Source organism: Frigoribacterium sp. CFBP 8766 (genome assembly GCF_014841435.1).
In the GTDB taxonomy this organism is placed as follows: domain Bacteria; phylum Actinomycetota; class Actinomycetes; order Actinomycetales; family Microbacteriaceae; genus Frigoribacterium.
Genome location: NZ_JACYTX010000006.1, coordinates 121062 through 145225, shown reverse-complemented (window position 1 = coordinate 145225; position 24164 = coordinate 121062). Strand labels below are relative to the sequence as shown.

Below are 24164 nucleotides of genomic sequence, written 5' to 3'. Positions count from 1 at the left end.
TACCCGCCGAGCCGGACAGCGCGACGGCGCCTGCCCCCGAGGGGACAGGCGCCGTCGCGCTCAGGACCGGGCGCCGCTCAGCGGGGGCGGAGCTGCGCCGCTGCCGGGCAGTCGAAGGGGTCGCCGCCCGCGGCGAGGCCGACGCGGTTCAGGTAGCGGATGACGATGCCGTACGACTTGACGGCCGTCGTCTCCTGGTAGGGGATCTCGTGTGCGGCGCAGTGCGCCTTGACGAGCTTCGACGCGGCACGCAGGTGCGGCCGGGCCATGCTCGGGAACAGGTGGTGCTCGATCTGGTAGTTCAGGCCGCCCATGAACGCGGTCGAGAAGCGACCCGTGATGTTGCGCGAGGTGAGCACCTGCTTGCTGAGGAAGTCGACCTTGGCGCCCTCGGGGATGATCGGCATGCCCTTGTGGTTCGGCGCGAACGACGAGCCCATGTAGAGGCCGAAGACGGCCATCTGCACGCCGATGAATGCGAACGCCATCCCGACGGGCAGGAAGAAGAAGACGGCGCCGAAGTAGAGCACCATGCGCGTGGCGATCAGCGAGATCTCGAGCGCACGGCCCTCGATCTTCTCCTTCGTGAGCAGCACCTTGAACGAGTGCACGTGCAGGTTGACGCCCTCGCCGAGCAGCAGCGGGAAGAAGAAGTACCCCTGACGACGCGTCAGGTGCTTCATGAGGCCGGTCTGCTTCGCCGCGTCCTCCTCGAGGAACGAGACCGTGTCGAACGCGATGTCCGGGTCCTTGCCCTTGGTGTTCGGGTTGGCGTGGTGCCGGGTGTGCTTCGACATCCACCACGCGTAGCTCATCCCGACGACGCCGGCGGCGAGGACGCGGCCGACCTTGTCGTTGCGCGTGCCGGAGTCGAAGACCTGGCGGTGCGCGGCCTCGTGGGTGAGGAACGCGAACTGCGTGAGGATGATGCCGAGGGCCGCGGCGATGAGCAGCTGGAACCAGCTGGAGCCGAGCAGGACGAAGCCGGTCGCGGCGCCGCCGAGGCAGGCCACGAGGATCACGAAGACCGTGACGTAGAAGCCGGTGCGGCGGCGGAGCAGACCCGCCTCGCGCACGCTGGCGAGCAGGGCCGAGTAGGTGCTGGTCGGCTTGCTGGCACGACCGGCGACGGTCGGCCGGAAGCCGGACGAGACCGGGCCGGAGGCGCCGGTGGGGGGTGCGATGACGGACATGGAGCTCCCGCGGGTGTGTCGACTTCCCAGCCGTGGAGGTGAGCGGTGCGCCCCAGATGCCTCTGACGCTAGGGGCACGGTCGGGGTCAGCGCCAGCGCAGGCGGCGATGCACAGCGATGCCGGGCGGATGCACAGGTGGACCGGACGGTCGCGCGGGCGGGGGCGCGGACGGTCGTGCGGGCGCGTGCGGGCGCGTGCGGGAGGCGCGGGCGTCGTCGCCGGCGCTCGCTGTCGTTCTCGCCGGTGGCCCCTCGCTCGACGGCGAGCGACCCTCGCCGTCCCGCGCGGGACCTGCCAGGAGGGGGCGGTAAACTCCTCGGGTCCGCCCCGCCCAGGAAGAAGTACCGTGCCGTCTGCCTCCGTGCCCCCCGTGCCGTCCGGCGGCGACACGGCCGACCGGGGCCGCGTCTCCTCGGCTGGCTCCTCGGCGGCTTCCTCGTCGTACTGGCCCGTGCCCCTGGTGCGTGCGGTGCCCCTCCTCGTGACGGCCGCCGTCGTGACCTTCTCGCGTGACCACTCGCCGTTCGTCGGGCTCGTGTCGTTCGGCGTCGCCGCCCTGGTGGGCGGGCTGCTGCTCACCGTCGGCGTGCTGCTGCGCCTCGACGACCGCAGCAGCCGCACGCTGCAGGTCGTCCAGGGCGTGACGACCGTCGTCGCCGGCGCGGTCGCCCTCGCCGCCTCCTCGGCCGGGCTCGCGTTCTTCGTCGCGCTCGTGTCGGGCTGGGCGCTCGTCGCCGGCGCCCTCGAGCTCGTCGCCGGCCTGCGTCGCCGCGGCCGCTCGCCGCTCGCCCGCGACTGGATCAGCGTCGGGGTGCTCACGCTGGCGCTCGGCGTCGTGTTCCTGGTGGTGCCGCTCGACTACGCGCAGCCGCTCGGCGGCGTCGAGCAGATCGAGGGCGAGCTCACCTCGTCCACGGTGCTGGTGGGGGTGCTCGGCGCCTGGGCCGCGGTCGTCGGGGTGTTCCTGGTGATCGCCGGGCTGTCGCTGCGGTGGCAGACGGACGCGGGGCACGGCGCCGCAGGACACGACGGCGGGGGACACGGCGCCGCAGGACGGACCGACGCGGGGCCGGCCGGCCGCCGCACGAGCACGAGCACGAGCACGAGCACCGACGACAGCATCGAACCCACATCGGACGAGGGACAGCACGCATGACCACACCCAGCTGGCGCGAGCGCGTCCGTCCCGCCGAGTTCCTGGGCCTCAGCGGCGTCTTCGCCGTCTTCGTCGGACTCGTCGTGCTGATGACCACCCGTGAGCTCGAGCTCGCGCTGATCTTCCTCTGCATCGCCTTCATCGTCGCGCTCGTCGTGATCGCGATGCTGGCCCTCGCCGCGAAGCCCAACGAGGACGAGCGCCACGAGATCGACGAGTCGGACCGCCCCAAGGGCCACTGACCCGGGCCTGCTGCCCCGTCGAGTACCCCAGCGCGCCTCCTCGCGACCACCTGTCGCAAATGCCGACCGATCATGCTCGGAGCGACTCCGTGTGCCGGGAAAAGCAACTATTGCGTGCTCTGCGGTCGGCATTTGCCGCCACTGACCACGTGCGCGCTGCTCGTGCGGACGGTCCGCAGCGCAAATGCCGACTGATCGGACCCTGAGCACGCTCGAGAGCAGCGAAATGCCACCATTGGAGGGGCCCCGGTCGGCATTTGCGGACCCGGCCCCTCGTCGCACACAGAGACCTGCGTGCGGCCCGCAACGTGCGGCGCCGCGCGACCTGCACGCAGCGCGCAGCGTGCAGCACGCAGCACGCAGCCCGCAGCCCGCAGCGCGGCGCGGCTAGCTCAGGCGGGCGACGAGGTCCGAGGCGAGGCCCGTGTAGGTCGCGGGGGTGAGCGCCACGAGGCGGGCCTTCGCGTCGGCGCCGATGTCGAGCCCCTCGACGAAGGCGACCAGGTCAGCCTGCGAGACGCGCTTGCCCCGGGTGAGCTCCTTGAGCATCGCGTAGGGGTCGGCGATCGACGAGCGACCGGCGACGACCTCGGCGCGGATCACCGTCTGGATCGCCTCGCCGAGCACCTCCCAGTTGCCGTCGAGGTCGGCCTCGAGGGCAGCGGTGCCGACGGCGATCTCGCCGAGCCCGCGACGCAGGTTGTCGAGCGCGAGCACCGAGTGGCCGAGGGCGACGCCGATGTTGCGCTGGGCCGACGAGTCGGTGAGGTCGCGCTGCTGACGCGAGGTGACGAGGGTCGCGGCGAGCGAGTCGAGCAGGGCGCACGACAGCTCGAGGTTGGCCTCGGCGTTCTCGAACTTGATCGGGTTGATCTTGTGCGGCATCGTCGACGACCCGGTGGCGCCCGCCTGCGGGATCTGCGTGAAGTAGCCCATCGAGATGTACGACCAGATGTCGGTCGCGAGGTTGTGCAGCACGCGGTTGACGTGGGCGATGCGCGAGTAGAGCTCGGCCTGCCAGTCGTGCGACTCGATCTGGGTCGTGAGGGGGTTCCAGCTGAGGCCCAGGGCGTCCTCGACGAAGGCCCGCGAGATCTCGGGCCAGTCGGCCGACGGGTCGGCGACGACGTGCGCCGAGAACGTGCCGGTGGCGCCGCTGAACTTGCCGAGGTACTCGGTGCCGGCCACCTGGGCGCGGAGGCGCTGGAGGCGGTGCACGAAGACCGCGAACTCCTTGCCGACGGTCGTGGGGGTCGCGGGCTGGCCGTGCGTGTGCGCGAGCATCGGCACGTCGCGGGCGTCCGCGGCCCAGGTCGACAGGGCGTCGACGACGGCGTCGAGCGCGGGCAGCCAGACCTCGGCGACGGCGGCCTTGACGGTCACCGCGTACGAGAGGTTGTTGATGTCCTCGCTCGTGCAGGCGAAGTGCGTGAGCTCGGCGATCGGGTCGAGGCCCAGCTCGGACAGACGGGCGCGCACGTAGTACTCGACCGCCTTGACGTCGTGACGGGTCGTGGCCTCGAGCCCGGCGAGCTCGTCGATCGCGGGCTGCCCGAAGTCGGTGACGACCGCTCGCAGCGCCTCCTTCTGGTCGGCCGTGAGCGCCTCGGCGCCGAACGCGCCGCGGTCGGTCTGGGCGATCAGCCACTCGACCTCGACGTGCACGCGGGCGCGGTTCAGGCCCGCCTCGCTGAGGTGGTCGCCGAGCTGCCCCACGGAGGCGCGGTAGCGGCCGTCGAGCGGGCTGAGGGGCTGAGGGGGCAACGTCATGAGGGTCCCTTGCGGAGTGCGGGTTCGATCTGGCGGAAGAGGGCGGTGCAGGCTCGCTCGACCATGGCGAGCACGTCGTCGAACATGGCCGGGTCCGAGTAGTAGGGGTCGGGCACGTCGGAGCCGCCCTGCGCCGCGCCCTGGGGGTCGAACGACATGAGCAGCTGCACCTTCGAGCGGTCCGACTCGTTCTCCGCCCACGACCGGAGCACCCGTTCGTGGCCCCGGTCGAGCGCGACCACGAGGTCGTGACGAGCGAAGTCGGCGGTCGAGAACTGGGAGGCGCGGTGCCGGGAGCCATCGTAGCCACGGGCCCGCAGCGCCTCGACGGTGCGCGGATCGGCCCCCTCGCCGACGTGCCAGTCGCCCGTGCCCGACGACGACACGTCGAGCGAGTCGGCGTGACCGGCCCGGCGGGCGACCTCGCGCAGGACCACCTCGGCCATCGGCGACCGGCAGATGTTGCCGGTGCAGACGAAGACGACGCTGAGGCGGCTCACCGCCGGCGGTCGCTCGGCTCGACGATCGGGCGGATCACGATCCCGATCAGCCAGGCGACGACCGCGAGGACGAGCGCGCCGAGCACGCCCCACCAGAAGCCGTCGACGACGAGGCCGAAGCCGATCTGCCCCGAGATCCAGGCGACGATGCCGAGGAGCAGCCCGTTGACGATCAGCGAGAGCAGCCCGAGGGTCAGCACGTAGAGGGGGAACGCCACGACGCGGATGACCGTGCCGACGACCCCGTTGACGATGCCGAAGATGAGCGCGACGAGCAGGTAGGTCAGCACGGTCTCGGTCGTGCCGCCGTCGCCGTACGCGTCCACGCGCACTCCCCCGACGACGAACGTGGTCGCCCAGAGGGCGAGGGCGTTGATCAGCAGCCGCACGAGGAATCGCATGGGTCCATCATGCCGCCCTAAGGTGGCCGGGTGAACGCTCCCGTCAGGCTCCGTCCCGAGATCGCCGCCCTGCCCGCCTACCGCCAGGGGAAGCAGGCCGCCCCCGACGCGTTCAAGCTGTCGTCGAACGAGAACCCGTTCGAGCCGCTGCCCGCCGTCGTCGACGCGCTCCGCGACGCCGTCGCGGTCAACCGCTACCCCGACGCGACGGCCGCGGGCCTGCGCGCCGCCCTCGCCGACAAGTTCGGCGTCACCACCGACGAGGTGCACGTGGGCGCCGGCAGCGTCTCGCTGCTGCAGCAGCTCGTGCTCGCCGCCGCGGCCCCGGGCGACGAGGTCGTCTACGCCTGGCGCTCGTTCGAGGCCTACCCCGGGCTGGTCACCGTCAGCGGCGCGACCAGCGTGCAGGTGCCCCTCCGCGAGGACGGCAGCCACGACCTCGTCGCGATGGCCGCGGCCGTCGGCGAGCGCACCCGCCTGGTGATCGTCTGCTCGCCCAACAACCCCACCGGCACGGTCGTCACGACGACCGAGTTCGAGCAGTTCATGTCGGCCGTCCCCGACGACCTCCTGGTCGTGCTCGACGAGGCCTACGCCGAGTTCGTCACCGACGAGCACGCCGTCGACGGGCCGTCGCTCACCGAGCGGCACCCGAACCTCGTCGTGCTGCGCACGTTCTCTAAGGCGCACGGCCTGGCGGCGCTCCGCGTCGGGTACGCGATCGGCGCCTCCTCGGTGCTCGACGCCGCGCGCTCGACGGCGATCCCGCTGGCCGTGACCGCGCAGGGCCAGGCCGCCGCGCTGGCGTCGCTGGCACACGAGGAGGAGCTGCTCGCGCGGGTGGACCGGATCGCGGTCCTGCGCGACCAGGTCTGGCGCGCCCTCGTCGACCAGGGCTGGGAGCCGCCGCTCGCCCAGGGCAACTTCGTCTGGCTGCCGACCGGCGAGCACACGGCCCACGCGGCCGAGGTGTTCGAGACCCACGGGCTGGTCGTCCGGGCGTTCGCGCCCGAGGGCCTCCGCGTCACGATCGGCGAGCCGGAGTCGGTCGAGCGGGTGCTGCGGGCGGCGCAGGAAGTGCTGGGGAACACATCCGTGTGAGGGCATGCGTGCCCTAGTAGGTTGGTGCGCATGTCCCCGAGCGAAACGAGCCGGCGCCCCGGCACGGTCCAGCTGCTGACGCCCGCCGGCGAGCTGGTCCGCACCGACGACACGGCCGAGTTCCTGCCCTGGGTCGACGCGCTGAGCGACGACCAGCTGCGCGCGATGCACCGCGACATGGTGCTGACGCGGCGCTTCGACCGCGAGGCCGCCGCCCTCGCCCGCCAGGGCCAGCTCGCCCTGTGGGTGCCGAGCCACGGCCAGGAGGGCGCCCAGGTCGGCCTGGCGCACGCCACCCGCCCTCAGGACCACCTGTTCCCGTCGTACCGCGAGCACGCGGTCGCCCTCGCCCGCGGCGTCGACCCGGTCGACATCCTGCGCCTGCTGCGCGGCCACACCCACGGCGGCTGGGTGCCCGCCGAGCACCAGAACTTCCACGTGTACACGCTCGTGATCGGCTCGCAGACGCTGCACGCCACGGGCTACGCGATGGGCCTCGGCCTCGACGGCAAGAGCGGCACGGGCGACCCCGAGGTCGACCAGGCCGTCGTCACCTTCTTCGGCGACGGTGCGACCAGCCAGGGCGACGTCAGCGAGGCGATGGTCTTCGCGACCAGCTTCCAGACGCCCGAGCTGTTCTTCCTGCAGAACAACCAGTGGGCCATCAGCGTGCCGGTCTCGCGCCAGTCGCGCACGCCGCTCGTCGACCGCGCCGCGGGCTTCGGCCTGCCCGCGACCCAGATCGACGGCAACGACGTGCTCGCGAGCTACGCCGTCAGCCGCCGCGACCTCGACGCCGCGCGCTCGGGTTCCGGCCCCCGGTTCATCGAGGCGATGACGTACCGCATCGGCGCGCACACCTCGTCCGACGACCCGAGCAAGTACCGCACCGACGACGAGCTGCAGGGCTGGATCGCCCGCGACCCGATCGACCGCTTCGCCGCGTTCCTCCGGTCGCGCGGCGAGGGCGACGCGTTCTTCGCCGGGCTCGAGGCCGAGGGCGACGACCTGGGCCACGACGTCCGCACCCGCACGACGTCGCTGCCCGCGCCCGACCCGTCGCTGATGTTCGAGCACGTCTACAGCGAGCCGCACCCCGTCATGCGCGAGCAGCACGAGTGGCTCACCCACTACGAACAGGGCCTCGGCGGCGACGCCGGCTCCGACTCTGCAGGAGGACGCGCATGAGCGACGTGACGACCACCACCGCGGCCGCCGCGCCGGCCGCCGGTCCGCAGGGCGGCTCCGACGTCGACGAGCCGACCCGCGCCTCCCTCGAGACCATGCCGCTCGGCAAGGCGATCAACGCCGGCCTCCGCCGCGCCATGGCCGACGACCCGCGCGTGCTGCTCATGGGCGAGGACATCGGCACGCTCGGCGGCGTCTTCCGCGTCACCGAGGGGCTGCAGGCCGAGTTCGGCGAGAACAGGGTCATCGACACGCCCCTCGCCGAGTCGGGCATCGTCGGCAGCGCCATCGGCCTCGCGATGGCCGGCTTCCGCCCCGTCGTCGAGATCCAGTTCGACGGGTTCATCTACCCCGGCTTCGACCAGATCGTGTCGCAGCTCGCCAAGATGACCAACCGCCACGAGGGCTCGGTCACGATGCCCGTCGTCATCCGGGTGCCCTACGGCGGGCACATCGGCGCCGTCGAGCACCACCAGGAGAGCCCCGAGGCCTACTTCGCGCACACGGCCGGCCTGCGCGTCGTCAGCCCGAGCACGCCGCACGACGCCTACTGGATGATCCAGGAGGCGATCGCGTCGAACGACCCGGTCATGTTCTTCGAGCCCAAGAGCCGCTACTGGCCCAAGGGCGAGGTCGACCTCGCCGAGCCGCACGCTCCGCTGCACGCCAGCCGCGTCGTCCGCACCGGCACCGAGGTCACCCTGCTCGGCCACGGCGCCATGGTCAGCGTGCTGCTGCAGGCCGCCGAGATCGCGGCCGCCGAGGGGATCTCGGCCGAGGTCGTCGACCTGCGGTCCCTGTCGCCGATCGACTACGCACCGATCCTCGAGTCGGTCCGCAAGACCGGCCGCCTCGTCGTCGCACAAGAGGCGCCCGGCTTCGTCAGCGTCGGCTCCGAGATCGCCGCGACGGTCGCCGAGAAGGCGTTCTACTCGCTCGAGGCCCCGGTGCTGCGCGTGAGCGGGTTCGACACGCCCTTCCCGCCCGCCAAGCTCGAGACCCTCTACCTGCCCGACGCCGACCGCGTGCTCGAGGCCGTCGACCGCGCTCTCGCGTACTGAGAGGAACACCTCCGTGACCAGTGAGTTCTCCCTTCCCGACGTCGGCGAGGGCCTGACCGAGGCCGAGATCGTCGAGTGGAAGGTCGCCCCGGGCGACACCGTCCAGATCAACCAGGTGCTGGTCGAGATCGAGACGGCCAAGTCGCTCGTCGAGCTGCCCTCGCCCTACGCGGGCGTCGTCGAGAGCGTGCTCGTCGCCAGCGGCGAGACCGTCGACGTCGGCACGCCGATCATCACCATCGCCGACGGCACCGGGCCGGCCACGCCGTCCGACCGGGCCGCCGAGGCCGCGTCCGGCGAGTCGGGCGCGCTGGCCCGCACCGCCCAGATCATCGCGCAGGAGGAGGCGGCGCTCTCCGAGCAGCGCGCTCGCCAGTCCGCGCCCGCCCCTGCTGCCCCGCCCGCGCCTCCTGCGCCCTCGGCCGACGAGGTGGCCGCGTCCGGCAGCACGGGCTCCGTGCCGTCCGCCGCCTCGACAGTTCCGTCGGCCTCGGCGCCGTCGGCGTCGGGTTCGTCGGGTTCGTCGGCCGACTCCGGCTCGGGCGCCGTGCTCGTGGGCTACGGCGCCGCAGGCGGCCACGGCCAGACCCGTCGCCGCAAGCCGTCGCAGGGCGAGGTCGACGCGCGCCAGCTGCGCGTGGCCGAGCAGGCCCGCCGCCGGCCGACGACCTCGGTGCCCGCCGCGCTCGCGCTGCCGATCATCGCGAAGCCGCCGATCCGCAAGCTCGCGAAGGACCTCGAGGTCGACCTCGCGACCGTGCAGCCGACCGGCCTCGCGGGCGAGGTCACGCGCGACGACGTCATCCGCCACGCGCAGCAGGCCAGCGTGTTCCGCAACATCGAGACCCCCGAGTGGAGCGAGGAGCGCGTCGAGCGCATCCCCGTCAAGGGCGTCCGCAAGGCCATCGCCGCCGCCATGACGTCGTCCGCCTTCACCGCGCCGCACGTCAGCCTCTTCGTCGACGTCGACGCGACCCGCACGATGGAGTTCGTCAAGCGCCTCAAGGCCTCGCCGCAGTTCGCGGGCGTCAAGGTCTCGCCGTTGCTGATCATGGCCAAGGCCATCATCTGGGCCGTGCGCCGCAACCCCATGGTGAACTCGGCCTGGACCGACCGCGAGATCCTCGTGCACCACTTCGTCAACCTCGGCATCGCCGCGGCGACGCCCCGCGGCCTGATCGTGCCGAACGTCAAGGAGGCGCAGTCGATGAGCCTGCTCGAGCTCGCCCAGGCGCTCGAGCAGCTGACCCTCACGGCCCGCGACGGCAAGACGAGCCCGGCCGACATGCGCGACGGCACCATCACGATCACGAACATCGGGGTCTTCGGCATGGACACCGGCACGCCGATCCTCAACCCCGGCGAGGTCGCCATCGTCGCCCTCGGCACGATCAAGGCGAAGCCGTGGGTCGTGGACGGCGAGGTGCGGTCGCGCATGGTGACGACGATCGGCGCGAGCTTCGACCACCGCGTCGTCGACGGCGACGTGGCGAGCCGGTTCGTGGCCGACGTGGCGAGCGTGCTCGAGGAGCCGGCCCTCCTGCTCGACTGAGCGGGCGCCTCCTCGGCTCCGCCCGTCGCGGCAGCCTGTTTTGACAATCATTATCAGTAGCAATAGCGTGGCGGCATGACCTCACCGCGCGCCCTGTCGCTGCTCGCCCTGCCCGCCGCCGCCGTGCTCGTGCTGAGCGGCTGCGCCTCGGGCGACGGCGCCGGTGCCGGCGGGTCGTCGTCGGACGACGGGGGCGCGATCGCCGTCGTGGCCTCGACGAACGTCTACGGCGACATCGCGAAGACCGTCGGCGGCGACGCGGTCGACGTCACCAGCGTCATCAGCGACCCCTCGCAGGACCCGCACTCGTACGAGGCCGACGCCCGCACGCAGCTCGCCGTCTCGCGGGCCGACGTCGTGGTCCAGAACGGCGGCGGCTACGACGAGTTCATGCACACGCTGCTCGACGCCAGCGGGTCGGACGCGGCCGTGATCGACGCCGTCGAGGTGAGCGGCCTCGACGCGGACGAGCACGGCGACGAGGCCCACGCCGACGAGTCGGGCGAGGCGCACGCCGACGAGACGGCCGAGGCCGACGACCACGGGCACGACCACGGCGAGTTCAACGAGCACGTCTTCTACAGCCTCCCCTCGATGGCGGCCCTCGCCACCACGATCGCCGACGAGCTCGGCGCGGTCGACCCTGCGCAGGCCGACACGTTCACCGCGGCCGCCGCCTCGTTCGGCGAGCAGATCGCCGACCTGGAGGCGCAGGCCGCAGAGATCAAGACCGCCCACGACGGCGAGTCGGTCGCCTACACCGAGCCGGTGCCCGGGTACCTCTTCGACGCGATGGGCCTCGTGAACGTGACCCCGTCCGACTTCTCCGAGGCGATCGAGGAGGGCGACGACGTGTCGCCGGCCGCCCTGAACGAGACCCTGCAGCTGTTCTCGGACGGCACCGTCGACCTGCTCGCCTACAACGAGCAGACCTCCAGCCCCGAGACCGAGCAGGTCGAGAAAGCGGCCACCGACGCCGGCGTGGCGATCGTCCCGGTCACGGAGCTGCTCCCGACAGGGGATGATTACGTCTCGTGGCAGCAGAGCAACATCGACGCGATCACGGCGGCGCTCGACAAGTGACCCCCGGCACGACCGACGCCTCCGTTGCCGCCGCCCACCGCGCCTCCTCGGCCGGGGGCGGCGGCGACGCCGTGCTGCGCCTGCGCGGCGCGGGCGTCTCGTTCGGCGACCGCACGCTCTGGTCGGGGCTCGACCTCGACGTGGCCCCCGGCGAGTTCCTCGCCGTGCTCGGGCCCAACGGCGCGGGCAAGACCACGCTGCTGCGCGCCGTGCTCGGCCAGCAGCAGCTCACCGAGGGCACCCTCGAGTTCCTCGGCAGGCCGGTCGGCCGCGGGCACCGCCGCATCGGGTACGTGCCGCAGCAGCGGCTGATGGAGGCGGGCACCCCGCTGCGGACCCGCGACATGATCGCGCTCGGCGTCACGGGACACCGCTGGGGCCTGCGCCGCGAGTCGGCCGCCGAGCGCGCGACGATCGACGCCCTCGTCGACGAGGTGGGCGCCTCCTCGTTCGCCTCGGCCCCCGTGGCCAGCCTGTCGGGCGGCGAGCAGCAGCGCGCCCGCGTGGGCCAGGCCCTCGCGGCCGAGCCCGCCCTGCTGCTCTGCGACGAGCCCCTCATCTCGCTCGACCTGCGGCACCAGCGCGGGGTCACGGAGCTGATCGACCGCCAGCGACGCGCACGCGGGGCGGCCGTCGTGTTCGTGACCCACGACGTGAACCCGATCCTCGACGTCGTCGACCGGGTGCTCTACCTCGCCGGCGGCAAGTTCCGCGTCGGCACCCCCGACGAGGTGCTGCAGGCGCCCGTGCTCAGCGAGCTCTACGGCACGCCCGTCGACGTGGTGCGGACCATGGGGCGCATCGTCATCGTCGGCGGCCAGGGCCACGACGACCACCACGCCGACGAGCACGACGACGACGAAGGACTCGTGCGGTGACCGACCTCTGGACCCAGCTGTTCTCGTTCCAGGACTTCGGCGAGCTCGTCGTGCTGGTGCGCAACTCGATCATCGCGGGCGCCGTGCTCGGCCTCGTCGGCGGCCTGATCGGGCCGTTCGTCATCACCCGCAACCTGCCGTTCGCCGTGCACGGGATCAGCGAGCTCTCGTTCGCCGGGGCCTCGGCGGCCCTGCTGATCGGCGCGAACGTCGTGGGCGGCTCCGTCGTCGGCAGCGTCGTCGCCGCCCTGCTGATCGGCCTGCTCGGGTCGCGGGCGCGCGAGCGGAACTCGATCATCGCGGTGCTCATGCCCGCCGGGCTCGGCCTCGGCATCCTGTTCCTCGCGCTGTACCGCGGGCGGTCGGCGAACAAGTTCGGCCTGCTGACCGGTCAGATCGTGTCGGTCGACAACCCGCAGCTGGGCTGGCTCATCGCCATCTCGGCCGTCGTGATCGTCGTGCTGCTCGTGATCTGGCGACCGCTGACCTTCGCGAGCGTCGACCCCGACGTCGCGGCGGCGGCGGGCATCCCGGTGCGGGCGCTCGGCCTCGTCTTCATGCTCGTGCTCGGCCTCGCGGTGGCGGTCTCGGTGCAGATCGTGGGCGCCCTGCTCGTGCTCGCGCTGCTGGTCACTCCTGCGGCGGCAGCCCTGCGGCTCACCGTCGACCCGCGCCTCGTGCCCGTGCTCAGCGTCGTGTTCGCGGTCGTGTCCGTGGTGGGCGGCATCCTGCTGGCGCTCGGCGGCGGCCTGCCGATCAGCCCGTACGTCACGACCATCTCGTTCCTCATCTGGCTCGTCTGCCGCATCGTCGGCGGGCGACGCGAGAGCCGAGGAGGCGGGCGGACAGGCCGCGGAGGCGGCACCGGTCGCCCCCAGGCCGCGCCGGTACCCTCGACGACGACGGAGGCCTGACGTGGTCGGACCTGCACGACCGAGGCACGGAGGTGCGCAGTGGTAGCCAAGCGGAACACGTGGCAGCGTGAGGCCGTGCGCGAGGCGCTCGGCCGCAGCGAGGGCTTCGTCAGCGCCCAGTCGCTGCACGGGCAGCTCCGCGAGACGGGGTCGCCGATCGGTCTCGCCACCGTCTACCGCGCGCTCGCGGACCTCGCCACCGACGGCGCCGCCGACTCGCTGCAGCAGGAGGGCGAGAGCCTCTACCGAGCCTGCACCCCGGGCACGCACCACCACCACCTCATCTGCCGCACCTGCGGCACCACGGTCGAGATCGAGGCCGACGCGGTCGAGACCTGGGCCCGCCAGGTCGCCGCCCAGCACGGCTTCACCGAGGCCCAGCACATCGTCGACGTGTTCGGCACCTGCGCGGCGTGCACGGCCGAGAAGGCCGCGGGACGCGACCCCGCCGTGACGCGCGGCGGCGCTGCCGGCTGAGCCGCGCCTCCTGGGCTCTGGGGTCCCCCTGCCCACCAGGCACGCAGTTGACCCGGGTCGGGCGTGTCGCGTAAGCTCTTCCTTTGGTTGGGCGCTCTCTGCGCCCATGTGCACCGATCCCCGAGCACCACGGCCCGTCATGCGGACCGAGCGGGGTGACGCGCGCCGACAAGTGACCTTGGGTAGGAGTCGGTCGTCCCCGGACGGCGAGCTCCTACGGTACCTACGGAGGAAATCATGGCAGCAACCTGCCAGGTGACCGGAGCCATTCCTGGTTTCGGCCACAACATCTCGCACTCGCACCGACGCACCAAGCGCCGTTTCGACCCGAACATCCAGAAGAAGACGTACTACGTGCCGTCGCTGCGCCGGAAGGTGACCCTCCAGCTCAGCGCCAAGGGCATCAAGGTCATCGACGCTCGTGGCATCGAGTCGGTCGTCAAGGACCTGCTCGCTCGTGGGGAGAAGATCTAATGGCTCGTCAGCAGGACGTCCGTCCCATCATCAAGCTCCGCTCGACGGCGGGCACCGGTTTCACGTACGTGACCAAGAAGAACCGTCGCAACAACCCCGACCGCCTGGTTCTCAAGAAGTACGACCCGGTCATCCGCAAGCACGTCGAATTCCGCGAGGAGCGCTAAGCATGGCCAAGAAGAGCAAGATCGCCAAGAACGACCAGCGCGCCGTCATCGTCGCGCGCTACGCCGAGAAGCGCCTCGAGCTGAAGAAGGCCCTGGTCGACCCGGCCGGCACCGACGAGAGCCGCGAGGCCGCTCGTCTCGGCCTGCAGAAGCTGCCGCGCGACGCGTCGCCGGTCCGCCTCCGCAACCGCGACGCGATCGACGGTCGCCCCCGCGGCCACCTCAAGGAGTACGGCATCAGCCGCGTGCGCTTCCGCGACATGGCACACCGTGGTGAGCTTCCGGGCATCACGAAGTCTTCCTGGTAGGTTCGAGCCGTTTCCCGGGGCCCAGGCCCCGGGGCTGAGCTACACGGGCGGAGGGCCCTCGGCCCTGCCGCCTGATCCGAACAGGCACGGTGAACGCCGTGTCATGTCTCACCGAACGAAGTCCGAGGAGGACACCACATGGCTGACAAGTCACTGAACCGCACCGAGCTCGTCGCAGCTGTCGCTTCCGAGTCCGGCCAGAGCCAGGCCGCCGTCAGCGGCGTCGTCGACGCTTTCTTCTCCGTCGTGTCGAAGTCGGTCGCCGACGGCACGAAGGTCACCATCCCCGGGTGGATCGCCTTCGAGAAGACGCACCGCGCCGCTCGCACGGGTCGCAACCCGCAGACGGGCGAGGCCCTCGAGATCGCCGCGAGCGACTCGGTCAAGGTCAGCGCCGGCAGCAAGCTCAAGGCTGCGGTCAAGTAGTCCTCCGCTTCTCACGAAGCACCCGGGAGAGGGCGGCGACTCCGGTCGCCGCCCTCTCTCGCGTTCCCGGGGCGGACGAGGTCGCTCGGCGGCGAGCGGACCGCTCCCGCTCCCAGTCGGGGCGACCTAGCATGGGACCGATGCCCAGACTCTCCCGCACGGCCGGGCCCGCACTGCTCGTGGTCGTCGCGTTCGCGGCCCTCGTCGCCGCCCTGAAGTTCGGCGGCGCCGCCGACGCGCCGCTCGTCGTCGACCCCGGGCAGGTCGTGCGCTACGGGCTGCCGATGGCCAAGATGCTGGGCAACATCGGCGCGGCCGTCACGATCGGCACGCTGTTCCTCACCTGCTTCGCCCTGTCCCGCGACCGGCCCGAGTTCGAGCGGGCCATGGACATCGCCGCCGGCGCTGCCGGGTTCTGGACCGTCGCCTCCGCGGCCACCAGCTTCTTCACGTTCCTCAGCGTCGCCAACGTGCCCGTCACCCTCGACGAGCAGTTCGGCCGGACGCTCGCCTTCTTCCTCACCGACACCGAGCTGGGCCGCGCCTGGCTCATCACGACCCTGATCGCGGCGGCGGTCACCGTGCTCAGCTTCGTGCTGCGGAACATCTGGGCGCTCGTCGCCCTGACCGTGCTCGCGGGCGGCGGGCTCATCCCCCTGGCCCAGCAGGGCCACGCCGCGGGCTCGAGCGGACACGACGCCGCCGTGACCGACCTCGCGCTGCACCTCGAGGGCGCCTCCGTCTGGCTGGGCGGGCTCGTCGCGCTCGTGCTGCTGCGGAGCACGCTCGAGAAGGGCCGCATCGGCGTCGTGCTGGCGCGGTACTCGACCCTCGCGATCATCTGCTTCGTCGTCGTGGCCGTCTCGGGCGTCGGCAGCGCGGCGCTGCGCATCGGCGACTGGGCGGCGCTGTCGACGGGCTACGGCGTGCTCGTGCTGGTGAAGACCTTCGCCCTGGTCGCGCTCGGGCTGTTCGGCGTCGTGCAGCGGCAGTACCTGGTCAGGCGGATGGAGACCCAGCCGGCCAGGACAGCCCGGTTCTTCTGGTGGTTCGTCACGGCCGAGCTGGCCTTCATGGGCCTGGCCTCCGGCGTCGCGTCCGCGCTCGCCCGCACCGCGACCCCGGTCGAGGAGGTGGCGGCCAGCGACCTCGCCGCCCCGACCCCGGCCGAGATCCTCACGGAGGAGGCGCTGCCGCGCGAGCTCACGCCGATCCGCTACTTGACGGAGTGGAACGTCGACCTGCTCTGGGCCCTCGTCTGTGCCTTCGGGATCTTCTTCTACATCGCGGGCGTCGTGCGCCTGCGCCGTCGCGGCGACAGCTGGTCGCTCGGCCGCACGGCCTCGTGGGTCGCCGGGCTGCTCGTGCTCTTCTACGTGACGAGCGGCGCCCCGAACGTGTACGAGCCGTACCTGTTCAGCGCGCACATGCTGTCGCACATGGTGCTCGGCATGGTGATCCCGCTGCTGTTGGTGCCGGGTGCGCCGGCCACGCTCGCGCTGCGGGCGATCCGCAAGCGGACGGACGGCACGCGGGGGCCGCGCGAGTGGATCATGATCCTCGTGCACTCGGGCTACGCGCACGTGATCAGCAACCCGATCGTCGCCGCCGTGCTCTTCGCCGGGTCGCTCTTCGTCTTCTACTACACGTCGCTGTTCAGCTGGGCGACGACGACGCACCTCGGCCACTACTGGATGATCGTGCACTTCCTGATCGTCGGGTACCTCTTCGTGCAGTCGATGATCGGCATCGACCCCGTCAAGGGGCGCCTGCCCTACCCGATGCGGCTCGTCGTGCTGCTGGCGACCATGGGGTTCCACGCGTTCTTCGGCATCGGCATCATGACGGCGACCGGGTTGTTCCTGGCCGACTGGTACGGCGCCATGGGACGCACCTGGGGGCCGACCCCGATGCAGGACCAGTACGCCGCCGGCGGCATCGCCTGGAGCGTCGGCGAGATCCCGACCGTCACGATGGCGATCATCGTCGCGATCATGTGGAGCCGCAGCGACGGCCGCGAGGCCAAGCGCAAGGACCGCCAGGCCGACCGCGACGGCGACGCCGAGCTGACCGCCTACAACGAGCAGCTCGGGGCGCTGGCGCGGAGCGACCGGGGCTGAGCCGCGGCGCGGGCTGCGCCCCGTGCGAGGGGCGCTCGCTCTGGGGGTCGTGCAGGAGGCGCGCGGCGGCTTGGATCGGACCCGGACGTCACGAGGCGCCCCGACCGGGAGGACGCCCCATGGCCAGCACGATCGCACGCACTCAGCTCGGGGTCGTCGTGCTCGGCATCGCCGCCGCGACCCTCTTCGGCGGCACGCTGCCGCACCGCGACGCGGGCGAGTCCGCCGCACCGCAGCCGACGCCGCAGCACCAGCAGCAGTCGGCCTCCGACGCGGCTCAGGCGAGCGACGCGGGCACTCGCTAGGCGCCGAAGCGAGGCACTGCCGCACCGACGGTCCCGCCGAGCTCGACCGGACTCGAAGGCGAAGCCTGGACGGTCGGACCCGAGGCACAGCCCCCGGCACGCCGCCGAGAGCCGTGCGCCCGGGCGGCCGCGACCAGACGATCCGCCGGCGACCGCCTAGAAGGGCGCGACGCCGCTGCGGTCGATGAACGTGCCCGTGGGCCCGTCCGCCCCCTGCGTCGCCAGCTCGACGATCGCGTCGGTGCCCTCGGTGACGGTCTGGTGCCCGCTGTTGCCGTTGAGGTCGGTCGCCGTGTAGCCGGGGTCGGCCGCGTTGACCCGGATGCCCGGCAGCGCCTTGGCGTACTGGACGGTGAGCATCGTCACGGCCGACTTCGACGCCGTGTAGAGGGGCGCCACCACGGTCGACTCGATGCGGTCGGGGTCGTGCACCGCGGTGAACGAGCCGAGCCCGCTCGTCACGTTGACGATCGCGGGCGCCGAGGACGCGCGGAGCAGCGGGAGGAACGCGTGCGTCGTGCGGACGATGCCGGCGACGTTGGTGTCGAGGACGAGCAGCGCGTCGGCGCCCGTCAGGTCGGCGGGGTCGGCGTGCGACCCCGTGATGCCCGCGTTGTTGACGAGCACGTCGAGCCCGCCCTCGGCCCCGACGAGCTCGGCGGCCGCGGCGACCGAGGCGTCGTCGGTGACGTCGAGCTGCACGAAGCGCGCGCCGAGCTCGTCGGCGGCCTGCTGCCCGCGCGACTCGTCGCGCGCCGCCATCCAGACGGTGTGGCCCTCGGCGAGCAGGCGGCGGGCGGTCTCGAGGCCGAGGCCCTTGTTGGATCCGGTGATGAGTGTCGTGGTCATGGGTCGAGTCTGCGCGCCGCCGCCGACGCGCGCGTGGCCCGCCCCGGCAGGAGGACTGCCAGTACCAGGCAGCACCTCGCTGGGGAGGAGAGGATGAGCGCATGCCTGCACAGGACGACCAGCTCGGCTGGCTGCTGAAGACGTGGCGCGCCCGCCTCGCCCCCTCCGACGCCGGCCTGCCCGTCGGCGGTCCACGCCGTGCCGTCGGCCTCCGCCGCGAGGAGCTCGCCGCCCTCGCCGGGCTCTCGGTCGACTACGTCGTCCGGCTCGAGCAGGGCCGGGCCCGGCACCCGTCCGACCAGGTCGCCACCGCGCTCGCCCGCGCCCTCCAGCTCGACGACGCCGAGCGCGACCACCTGTTCCGCAGCGCGGGCCTGCTGCCCCCGACGTCGGCCGTCGTCTCGCGGCACATCCCCCCGGGCGTGCAACGGCTCGTCGGACGGCTGCGCGAGACACCCGTCGCGGTCTTCAGCGCCTCCTGGGACCTGCTCACCTGGAGCCCGCTCTGGGGGCGCCTGCTCGGCGACCCCGAGGGCTGGCCGGCGGGGGAGCGGAACATCGTCGTCCGGGCGTTCCGCGACGCCCGTCGCGAGGCCGACCCGGCTGCCGCCGCGGCGGAGGACAGGACACGGACGAGCGCAGGAGGCGCGGACACGGCAGTGCGGACCCGTCACCTCGACGGCTCGGGCGGCGCCCGCTTCCGGGCCGCCCTCGTCTCCGACCTGCGCCGGGCGCTCGTCGACCACCCGACCGACCCCCGCCTGCGCGCGCTCGTCGACGGGCTGCTCGCGTCCGAGCCCGCGTTCGCCGAGCTCTGGGCCCGGGGCGCGGTCGGCGTGCACGAGTCCTCGCGCAAGGTGATGGACCACCCGCTGGTCGGACCGCTCGAGCTCGACTGCGACGTGTTCACGGTGCCGGGCAGCGAGCTCGCGATCGTCGCGTACACCGCCGCCGAGGGCACGCCCGCGGCCGCGGCCCTCGACTTCCTGCGGGTCGGAGCCGTGGGCGCCGTGGGGGTCTCCGGGGACGTGTGCGAGACGCCCGACACGGCCCCCGCCTCCTCGTCGCTCTCGGCGCCCTAGGCACAGCGCGGACTGCAAATGCCGACCGGGGAGCCCGCAATAGTGGCATTTCCGGTCGCAGAACGCCGTTTTGATGCCTGGCTGTCGGCATTTGCGGCCATCGACGTCGAGCTCGGGCCCGAGCCCGAGCCCGAGTGGGCAGCAGTGCGCCCGGCCGCGTGCGAGGTGCACGGGGCCGGGCGCAGGGTCCGAGGAGGCGCGGGTCGGCTAGGCGAGCATCTCGCGGACCAACGGCACCACCTTCGTGCCGTAGAGCTCGATGCTGCGCATCATCTCGGCGTGCGGCAGGCGGCCCATGCTGTAGCGCATGTCGAAGCGCGTGGCCCCGAGCAGCGCCATGTTCTGGGCGATCTTCGTCGCGACCGTCTCGGGCGAGCCGACGTAGAGGGCGCCCTGCGGGCCCGCGCTCTGCTCGTACTGCGCCCGCGAGTAGGGGGGCCAGCCGCGCTCGCTGCCGAGCTGGTTCGTCTGCGCCTCCTGGTACGGGAACAGCACCTCCTTCGCCTCGGCGTCGGTCTCGAGCACGAAGCCGGGCGAGTGCATCGCGATGGGCTGCGACTCCTTGCCGAACTCGCCGAGGGCACGGCGGTAGAGGTCGGCGTAGGGCGCGAACTGGGCGGGCTGGCCGCCGATGATCGCGAGGAAGAGGGGCAGGCCGTAGTGGGCCGCCCGGATGACCGACTGCGGCGATCCGCCGACGCCGACCCAGGTCTTCAGCGTGCCGCTCTCGGGGCGCGGGTAGACCCACTGGTCGCTGAGGGCGCCGCGCTTGGTGCCCTGCCAGGTGACGGGCTCGTCCTTGAGGAGCTCGGCGAAGAGCTGGATCTTCTCCTCGAAGAGCACCTCGTAGTCCTGCAGGTCGAGGCCGAAGAGGGGGAACGACTCGGTGAACGAGCCACGCCCGAGGATGACCTCGGCACGCCCGTTCGACAGCGCGTCGACCGTCGCGAAGCGCTCGTAGACACGGACGGGGTCGTCCGAGCTGAGCACCGTCACGGCCGAGCCCAGGCGGATCCTCTCGGTCCGGGCCGCGATCGCCGCGAGGACGACCTCGGGCGCGCTCACCGCGAAGTCGACGCGGTGGTGCTCGCCGACGCCGATGAAGTCGAGGCCGACCTGGTCGGCGAGCACGGCCTGCTCGACGAGGTCGCGGATCGACTGGGCGTGCGAGACGAGCTCGCCTGCACCGTCGACGCCGGCCGGACGCTCGGTGACGTCGCCGAAGGTGTCGAGTCCGAACTCGAGGGGGTGTGCCATGGGGTGCGCTCCGATCCGCTGCGTTTCATGCGTGTGCATGATCTTACGGGATGAACCGTGACCGGAGGCTGGGCATTCCACGGCGCGCGGTGGCGGAGCCCGTCGGACCGCCGCCACCGCGGCCGCCGCTCAGGCGCTCAGGCGCTCAGCGGGCGGTCGAGCGGGTTGGCCGCGATGCGCCCGGGCATCCCGCCCCGCACCGTGCGGCCCGCCTGGCTGCCCGGCTTGCGCTCGGCCTGGTCGCCGATCGCCGCGGCGAACTCGGCGGCGAAGCCGAGCCGCGGGACGGCCGCGACCAGGGAGGCGACGAACGCCACGTCCCAGTCCGCACCTCCTGTGCCGCTCACGTCGAGGCTGGTCGCCCGTTCGAGCAGGTGCGCCTCGGGGTCGAGCGCGACGTCGACCGACGTCCACATGTGCCGCTCGACGACCTCAGCCAGACGTCGCTGTCGGGGCTCCGGCCAGGCGGCTCCGGCGGCGAAGACGCGGGCGACGGCTCCCCCGGCGTGCTCGAAGTCGACGGCGTGCGCGTCGAACGACGGCACGAGGCCGAGGTCGTGCAGCAGCGAGGCGACCCAGAGCAGCTCGGCGTCGAAGGCGACGGACTCACGGCGGCCGAGCTCGGCGGCGAGCGCCCACGAGCGCACGCTGTGGCCGAGCAGGGCGGGGCTGGCGTGGGCCGCGGTGACCTCCCGGGCGCGGGCGGCGACGTCGGTGGGCGGGACGAGGAGGCGCGCGACGGCGGACGAGGAGGCGGACGGAGACGAGGGGGCGGAGGCGGACGAGGGTGGGACGGACGACATGCCCCCGAACCTACGAGTGGACGCTGGCCCCGACCAGTGGCAGGATCGCCAACGAACACGTCAGCACTGCCAGATGCCGGGAGGCACCGTGGACCGCATGAAGGTCGTCACCCTCGTCGCCGACGGCGTCGCCCCCTTCGAGTTCGGCGTGCTCTGCGAGGTCTTCGGCCTCGACCGCAGCGCCGACGGCGGCCCGTCGTTCGAGCACCGCGTCGTCACCGAGCGCCCGGGCGTCGTCGCCACGAACCAGGGCTTCGGCATCGCCGTCCCCGACGGCCTCGAGGCGGCGGCCGACGCCGACGTCGTGTGCGTCCCGGCGCTCGGCAGCTACGGGGCCGACGGCACGCTCTCGCCCGCCGTGCGCGACCTGCTCGTCGCCGCCGAGGCGCGCGGCGCCTGGCTGATCAGCGTCTGCAGCGGCGCCTTCGTGCTCGCCGACGCCGGGATCCTCGAGGGCCGTCGCGCCACCACCCACTGGATGTACGCCGAGCGGCTGCAGCGCGAGCACCCCGGCACGACCGTCGACCCCGACGTGCTCTTCGTCGAGGACAGGAAGGTCATCACGAGCGCCGGCACCGCCGCCGGCATCGACGCGTGCCTGCACTTCGTCCGTCGGGTCGCCGGGGCCGCCGCCGCGAACGTCGTCGCCCGCCGGATGGTCGTGCCCGCGCACCGCGACGGCGGCCAGAGCCAGTTCATCGAGACGCCGCTGCCGAAGGAGGCCGACGCCTCGCTGACTCCCCTCACCGACTGGATGCTCGCGCACCTCGGCGAGGAGCAGACCGTCGAGGCCCTCGCCGCGCGGGCCCACATGTCGCCCCGCACCTTCGCCCGCCGGTTCAAGGCCGAGCTGGGCACGACGCCGGCCGCCTGGCTGACGAGGCAGCGCCTCCTGCGGGCCCAGCACCTCCTCGAGGTGACCGGCCTCGGGCTCGACGCCGTCGCCGGGCAGGCCGGGTTCGGGTCGGCCGCCGTGCTGCGGCACCACTTCACGCGGGTGCTCGGGACGACGCCGCGTGCCTACCGGGCGACGTTCCGCGGGGCGGACGCGGCCGACGCCGCCTGACCGCTGCCTGCTCGCCGCCTGCCCTGCGGGCCGAGAGTCGAGTGGTCGCGAACTGTCCTCCGGCGGCTCGGGAAGGACCGCTTCCGACCACTCGACACCGTCACCCCGAGGCGCGAGCCGAGGAGGCGCGGGCCGGCCCCGCAGGACGGCGTCAGTGGAACTGCGGCACGATCAGCCACAGGCCCGCGAGCACGGCGGCGATGCCGACGGCGAAGCAGGCCGCACCCCCGACGGTGGCGGGGAGCGAGCGAGGGGCGGTGGGTGCTGCCGGGAGGCGACCGGCGCCTCCTGGGCGACCAGCGCCTCCTGCGTGACCAGCGCCTCCCGCGAGCGCAGCAGCTCCTGCACCGCCGGCGCCGCTTCCGGCGCCGGCCTCGTCCGGCACCGGGCCGCCGGCGACGGCCTCGGTCGCCCCCGCGGCGAACAGCCGGATGCCGAGCGCGAAGAACGTGACGATGACGGCGGTCGCGGCGAGCGCCACCACGAAGACGACCACGAAGGCGCCCCAGTCCACTCCGAGGAACACGGTCACTCTCCCTGTCCGCGGGAGGCGCCGGCCGGCTGGGTCGCGGCGGGCGCCTCCTCGCTGTCGTTGACGGTCTCGTGCGTCACCGGGTGGCGACGGGCGAGGAACACGAAGGCCGAGCCCCCGGCGAGCGCGAGGACCGCGACGAGGACGAGCCCGACGGTGCTGGTGCTCGCGAGCCAGGCGCTGACGCCGCCGACGAGCGCCGCCGCGGGGAGCGTGATCACCCAGGCCGAGGCGATCTTGCCGACGACCCCCCAGTGCACGGTCGCGAGCTTCTTGCCGAGGCCCGCCCCGACGATCGAGCCGGAGGTGACCTGGGTCGTCGACAGCGCGAAGCCGAGGTGCGACGAGATGAGGATCGTCGCGGCCGAGCTCGTCTCCGCCGCGAAGCCCTGCGGCGCCTGGACGTCGGTGATGCGCTTGCCGACGGTGCGCATGATCCGCCAGCCGCCGAGGTAGGTGCCGAGCGCGATCGCGAGCCCGCAGGCGAGGACGACCCAGAGCTGCGGCGTCGTGCCCGCGCCCTGGTAACCGGCCGCGATGAGGGTGAGCGTGATGACGCCCATCGTCTTCTGCGCGTCGTTCGTGCCGTGCGCCAGCGAGACCAGGGAGGCGCTGATCGTCTGGCCGTGCCGGAACCCGGCCGTCGAGCCGCGCAGCGTCGCCTGCTTCGTGATGCGGTAGGCCGCGTAGGTCGCGACCAGCGCCACCGTGCCGGCGACCAGGGGCGAGATGAGCGCGGGCAGCACGACCTTCGAGAGGACGACGCCGAAGTCGACCGAGCCGACGCCCGCACCGATCACGGCGGCGCCGATCAGCCCGCCGAACAGGGCGTGCGACGAGCTCGAGGGCAGGCCGAGGTACCAGGTCGCGAGGTTCCAGATCACGGCGCCGACGAGGCCGGCGAAGATCATCGTCGGGGTGACCTGCACTCCCCCGTCGCCCTCGCGGATGATGCCGTTCGAGACGGTGCTCGCGACCTCGGTCGAGAGGAACGCCCCGACGAGGTTGAGCACGGCCGAGATCAGCACCGCCACCTTGGGCTTCAGGGCCCCGGTGGCGACGGAGGTGGCCATCGCGTTGGCCGTGTCGTGGAACCCGTTCGTGAAGTCGAACACGAGCGCCACGACGATCACCAGCATGACCGTGACGAAGACGTCCATGGATGTCGCCCCTCTGTCGTCCGCTCCGGGACGGGTGCCCGTCCGGAGGCAGGAGGTGCGGGTCCCGTCGCGATGACGGGCGCTGCTCCTGCACCGGT

The 24164-nt window shown here is 72.6% G+C and carries 27 protein-coding genes; 18 read left to right on the top strand and 9 right to left on the bottom strand.

Features of this window, described 5'->3' with window-relative positions; genetic code table 11:
• Positions 1-77 precede the first annotated feature (77 nt).
• Entirely contained in the window at positions 78-1193 is a 1116-nt protein-coding gene (locus IFT90_RS14960) for an acyl-CoA desaturase (protein ID WP_192043001.1), read from the bottom strand.
• Positions 1194-1540: 347 nt separating this feature from the next.
• On the opposite strand from IFT90_RS14960, the gene IFT90_RS14955 reads away from it, so the two are divergent.
• A complete protein-coding gene (locus tag IFT90_RS14955; RefSeq protein ID WP_192043000.1) occupies positions 1541-2350 on the top strand; it encodes a DUF308 domain-containing protein in 810 nt (269 codons plus the stop codon).
• Positions 2347-2592 carry a hypothetical protein gene (locus IFT90_RS14950; protein WP_123548498.1) on the top strand — a complete coding sequence of 82 codons (246 nt, stop codon included), beginning with the start codon at positions 2347-2349 and terminating at the stop codon, positions 2590-2592. The genes IFT90_RS14955 and IFT90_RS14950 overlap by 4 nt, the downstream gene beginning before the upstream one ends.
• 387 nt (positions 2593-2979) lie before the next feature.
• Here the strand turns inward: IFT90_RS14950 and purB are convergent, their stop codons facing one another.
• Genes purB through IFT90_RS14935 form a run of 3 tightly spaced genes read right to left on the bottom strand, consistent with a single transcriptional unit; the run spans position 2980 to position 5263 of the window.
• Entirely contained in the window at positions 2980-4362 is a 1383-nt protein-coding gene (gene purB, locus IFT90_RS14945) for an adenylosuccinate lyase (RefSeq protein WP_192042999.1), read from the bottom strand.
• The gene (locus IFT90_RS14940; RefSeq protein WP_146905901.1) at positions 4359-4808 is read right to left on the bottom strand and encodes a low molecular weight protein-tyrosine-phosphatase; all 450 of its coding nucleotides are present in this window, start codon (positions 4806-4808) and stop codon (positions 4359-4361) included. The genes purB and IFT90_RS14940 overlap by 4 nt, the downstream gene beginning before the upstream one ends.
• A 50-nt stretch (positions 4809-4858) precedes the next feature.
• The gene (locus tag IFT90_RS14935) at positions 4859-5263 is read right to left on the bottom strand and encodes a phage holin family protein (protein ID WP_123548496.1); all 405 of its coding nucleotides are present in this window, start codon (positions 5261-5263) and stop codon (positions 4859-4861) included.
• Positions 5264-5293: 30 nt separating this feature from the next.
• Here IFT90_RS14935 and IFT90_RS14930 point away from each other — a divergent pair, with 30 nt between their 5' ends.
• The 14 genes from IFT90_RS14930 to IFT90_RS14865 all read left to right on the top strand — a co-directional run bounded on the left by IFT90_RS14930 (position 5294) and on the right by IFT90_RS14865 (position 17317).
• Positions 5294-6364 carry a histidinol-phosphate transaminase gene (locus IFT90_RS14930; protein WP_192042998.1) on the top strand — a complete coding sequence of 357 codons (1071 nt, stop codon included), beginning with the start codon at positions 5294-5296 and terminating at the stop codon, positions 6362-6364.
• Positions 6365-6394: 30 nt separating this feature from the next.
• Positions 6395-7552 carry a thiamine pyrophosphate-dependent dehydrogenase E1 component subunit alpha gene (locus IFT90_RS14925; RefSeq protein WP_123548494.1) on the top strand — a complete coding sequence of 386 codons (1158 nt, stop codon included), beginning with the start codon at positions 6395-6397 and terminating at the stop codon, positions 7550-7552.
• Between the two features lie 95 nt (positions 7553-7647).
• A complete protein-coding gene (locus IFT90_RS14920; RefSeq protein ID WP_244638810.1) occupies positions 7648-8613 on the top strand; it encodes an alpha-ketoacid dehydrogenase subunit beta in 966 nt (321 codons plus the stop codon).
• Between the two features lie 13 nt (positions 8614-8626).
• Positions 8627-10165: a 2-oxo acid dehydrogenase subunit E2 gene (locus IFT90_RS14915; RefSeq protein WP_192042996.1), complete on the top strand. Its 1539-nt coding sequence runs from the start codon at positions 8627-8629 to the stop codon at positions 10163-10165.
• Positions 10166-10240: 75 nt separating this feature from the next.
• Entirely contained in the window at positions 10241-11248 is a 1008-nt protein-coding gene (locus IFT90_RS14910; RefSeq protein WP_192042995.1) for a metal ABC transporter solute-binding protein, Zn/Mn family, read from the top strand.
• Between the two features lie 71 nt (positions 11249-11319).
• A complete protein-coding gene (locus tag IFT90_RS14905; RefSeq protein WP_370544969.1) occupies positions 11320-12126 on the top strand; it encodes a metal ABC transporter ATP-binding protein in 807 nt (268 codons plus the stop codon).
• Positions 12123-13040 (top strand): metal ABC transporter permease, encoded by a 918-nt coding sequence (locus IFT90_RS14900; protein WP_192042993.1) that lies wholly within the window; start codon positions 12123-12125, stop codon positions 13038-13040. The genes IFT90_RS14905 and IFT90_RS14900 overlap by 4 nt, the downstream gene beginning before the upstream one ends.
• Positions 13041-13079: 39 nt before the next feature.
• Positions 13080-13517, top strand: a complete 438-nt coding sequence (locus IFT90_RS14895; protein WP_133738809.1) for a Fur family transcriptional regulator — start codon at positions 13080-13082, stop codon at positions 13515-13517.
• A 237-nt stretch (positions 13518-13754) separates the two neighbouring features.
• Entirely contained in the window at positions 13755-13991 is a 237-nt protein-coding gene (gene rpmB, locus IFT90_RS14890) for a 50S ribosomal protein L28 (RefSeq protein ID WP_123548488.1), read from the top strand.
• Positions 13991-14158 carry a 50S ribosomal protein L33 gene (gene rpmG, locus IFT90_RS14885; RefSeq protein ID WP_043595944.1) on the top strand — a complete coding sequence of 56 codons (168 nt, stop codon included), beginning with the start codon at positions 13991-13993 and terminating at the stop codon, positions 14156-14158. Before rpmB ends, rpmG begins: the two co-directional genes overlap by 1 nt.
• A 2-nt stretch (positions 14159-14160) precedes the next feature.
• Positions 14161-14466, top strand: coding sequence for a 30S ribosomal protein S14 (rpsN, locus tag IFT90_RS14880; protein WP_056058637.1), 306 nt, complete (start codon positions 14161-14163; stop codon positions 14464-14466).
• 138 nt (positions 14467-14604) lie between these two features.
• Positions 14605-14892, top strand: a complete 288-nt coding sequence (locus IFT90_RS14875; RefSeq protein ID WP_043595940.1) for an HU family DNA-binding protein — start codon at positions 14605-14607, stop codon at positions 14890-14892.
• Between the two features lie 140 nt (positions 14893-15032).
• Positions 15033-17012, top strand: coding sequence for a cytochrome c oxidase assembly protein (locus IFT90_RS14870; protein ID WP_123548598.1), 1980 nt, complete (start codon positions 15033-15035; stop codon positions 17010-17012).
• Between the two features lie 119 nt (positions 17013-17131).
• Complete coding sequence (locus IFT90_RS14865) at positions 17132-17317, top strand: hypothetical protein (protein ID WP_192042992.1); 186 nt, start codon at positions 17132-17134, stop codon at positions 17315-17317.
• 156 nt (positions 17318-17473) lie between these two features.
• Here the strand turns inward: IFT90_RS14865 and IFT90_RS14860 are convergent, their stop codons facing one another.
• Positions 17474-18166: an SDR family NAD(P)-dependent oxidoreductase gene (locus IFT90_RS14860; protein WP_192042991.1), complete on the bottom strand. Its 693-nt coding sequence runs from the start codon at positions 18164-18166 to the stop codon at positions 17474-17476.
• 101 nt (positions 18167-18267) lie between these two features.
• Here IFT90_RS14860 and IFT90_RS14855 point away from each other — a divergent pair, with 101 nt between their 5' ends.
• The gene (locus IFT90_RS14855; RefSeq protein ID WP_192042990.1) at positions 18268-19248 is read left to right on the top strand and encodes a helix-turn-helix transcriptional regulator; all 981 of its coding nucleotides are present in this window, start codon (positions 18268-18270) and stop codon (positions 19246-19248) included.
• Positions 19249-19455: 207 nt separating this feature from the next.
• Here the strand turns inward: IFT90_RS14855 and IFT90_RS14850 are convergent, their stop codons facing one another.
• On the bottom strand, positions 19456-20505 hold the full coding sequence (locus IFT90_RS14850) for an LLM class flavin-dependent oxidoreductase (protein ID WP_192042989.1): 1050 nt from the start codon (positions 20503-20505) through the stop codon (positions 19456-19458).
• Between the two features lie 137 nt (positions 20506-20642).
• A complete protein-coding gene (locus tag IFT90_RS14845) occupies positions 20643-21308 on the bottom strand; it encodes an HD domain-containing protein (protein WP_192042988.1) in 666 nt (221 codons plus the stop codon).
• Positions 21309-21405: 97 nt separating this feature from the next.
• On the opposite strand from IFT90_RS14845, the gene IFT90_RS14840 reads away from it, so the two are divergent.
• The gene (locus IFT90_RS14840; protein WP_192042987.1) at positions 21406-22374 is read left to right on the top strand and encodes a GlxA family transcriptional regulator; all 969 of its coding nucleotides are present in this window, start codon (positions 21406-21408) and stop codon (positions 22372-22374) included.
• A 151-nt stretch (positions 22375-22525) separates the two neighbouring features.
• On the opposite strand, the gene IFT90_RS14835 is transcribed toward IFT90_RS14840, so the two are convergent.
• Both IFT90_RS14835 and IFT90_RS14830 read right to left on the bottom strand, forming a co-directional pair.
• On the bottom strand, positions 22526-22906 hold the full coding sequence (locus tag IFT90_RS14835) for a hypothetical protein (RefSeq protein ID WP_207106323.1): 381 nt from the start codon (positions 22904-22906) through the stop codon (positions 22526-22528).
• Positions 22903-24066, bottom strand: a complete 1164-nt coding sequence (locus tag IFT90_RS14830; RefSeq protein WP_192042985.1) for an inorganic phosphate transporter — start codon at positions 24064-24066, stop codon at positions 22903-22905. The genes IFT90_RS14835 and IFT90_RS14830 overlap by 4 nt, the downstream gene beginning before the upstream one ends.
• Positions 24067-24164 lie beyond the last annotated feature (98 nt).

What these genes read in the sequence shown, in the direction of transcription:
- IFT90_RS14960 (WP_192043001.1), bottom strand. Translation starts at nt 1,193, where the DNA reads ATGTCCGTCATCGCACCCCCCACCGGCGCCTCCGGCCCGGTCTCGTCC.
- IFT90_RS14950 (WP_123548498.1), top strand. Translation starts at nt 2,347, where the DNA reads ATGACCACACCCAGCTGGCGCGAGCGCGTCCGTCCCGCCGAGTTCCTG.
- purB (WP_192042999.1), bottom strand. Translation starts at nt 4,362, where the DNA reads ATGACGTTGCCCCCTCAGCCCCTCAGCCCGCTCGACGGCCGCTACCGC.
- IFT90_RS14940 (WP_146905901.1), bottom strand. Translation starts at nt 4,808, where the DNA reads ATGGCCGAGGTGGTCCTGCGCGAGGTCGCCCGCCGGGCCGGTCACGCC.
- IFT90_RS14935 (WP_123548496.1), bottom strand. Translation starts at nt 5,263, where the DNA reads ATGCGATTCCTCGTGCGGCTGCTGATCAACGCCCTCGCCCTCTGGGCG.
- IFT90_RS14925 (WP_123548494.1), top strand. Translation starts at nt 6,395, where the DNA reads ATGTCCCCGAGCGAAACGAGCCGGCGCCCCGGCACGGTCCAGCTGCTG.
- IFT90_RS14920 (WP_244638810.1), top strand. Translation starts at nt 7,648, where the DNA reads ATGCCGCTCGGCAAGGCGATCAACGCCGGCCTCCGCCGCGCCATGGCC.
- IFT90_RS14910 (WP_192042995.1), top strand. Translation starts at nt 10,241, where the DNA reads ATGACCTCACCGCGCGCCCTGTCGCTGCTCGCCCTGCCCGCCGCCGCC.
- rpmB (WP_123548488.1), top strand. Translation starts at nt 13,755, where the DNA reads ATGGCAGCAACCTGCCAGGTGACCGGAGCCATTCCTGGTTTCGGCCAC.
- rpmG (WP_043595944.1), top strand. Translation starts at nt 13,991, where the DNA reads ATGGCTCGTCAGCAGGACGTCCGTCCCATCATCAAGCTCCGCTCGACG.
- rpsN (WP_056058637.1), top strand. Translation starts at nt 14,161, where the DNA reads ATGGCCAAGAAGAGCAAGATCGCCAAGAACGACCAGCGCGCCGTCATC.
- IFT90_RS14875 (WP_043595940.1), top strand. Translation starts at nt 14,605, where the DNA reads ATGGCTGACAAGTCACTGAACCGCACCGAGCTCGTCGCAGCTGTCGCT.
- IFT90_RS14870 (WP_123548598.1), top strand. Translation starts at nt 15,033, where the DNA reads ATGCCCAGACTCTCCCGCACGGCCGGGCCCGCACTGCTCGTGGTCGTC.
- IFT90_RS14865 (WP_192042992.1), top strand. Translation starts at nt 17,132, where the DNA reads ATGGCCAGCACGATCGCACGCACTCAGCTCGGGGTCGTCGTGCTCGGC.
- IFT90_RS14860 (WP_192042991.1), bottom strand. Translation starts at nt 18,166, where the DNA reads ATGACCACGACACTCATCACCGGATCCAACAAGGGCCTCGGCCTCGAG.
- IFT90_RS14855 (WP_192042990.1), top strand. Translation starts at nt 18,268, where the DNA reads ATGCCTGCACAGGACGACCAGCTCGGCTGGCTGCTGAAGACGTGGCGC.
- IFT90_RS14850 (WP_192042989.1), bottom strand. Translation starts at nt 20,505, where the DNA reads ATGGCACACCCCCTCGAGTTCGGACTCGACACCTTCGGCGACGTCACC.
- IFT90_RS14845 (WP_192042988.1), bottom strand. Translation starts at nt 21,308, where the DNA reads ATGTCGTCCGTCCCACCCTCGTCCGCCTCCGCCCCCTCGTCTCCGTCC.
- IFT90_RS14840 (WP_192042987.1), top strand. Translation starts at nt 21,406, where the DNA reads ATGAAGGTCGTCACCCTCGTCGCCGACGGCGTCGCCCCCTTCGAGTTC.
- IFT90_RS14830 (WP_192042985.1), bottom strand. Translation starts at nt 24,066, where the DNA reads ATGGACGTCTTCGTCACGGTCATGCTGGTGATCGTCGTGGCGCTCGTG.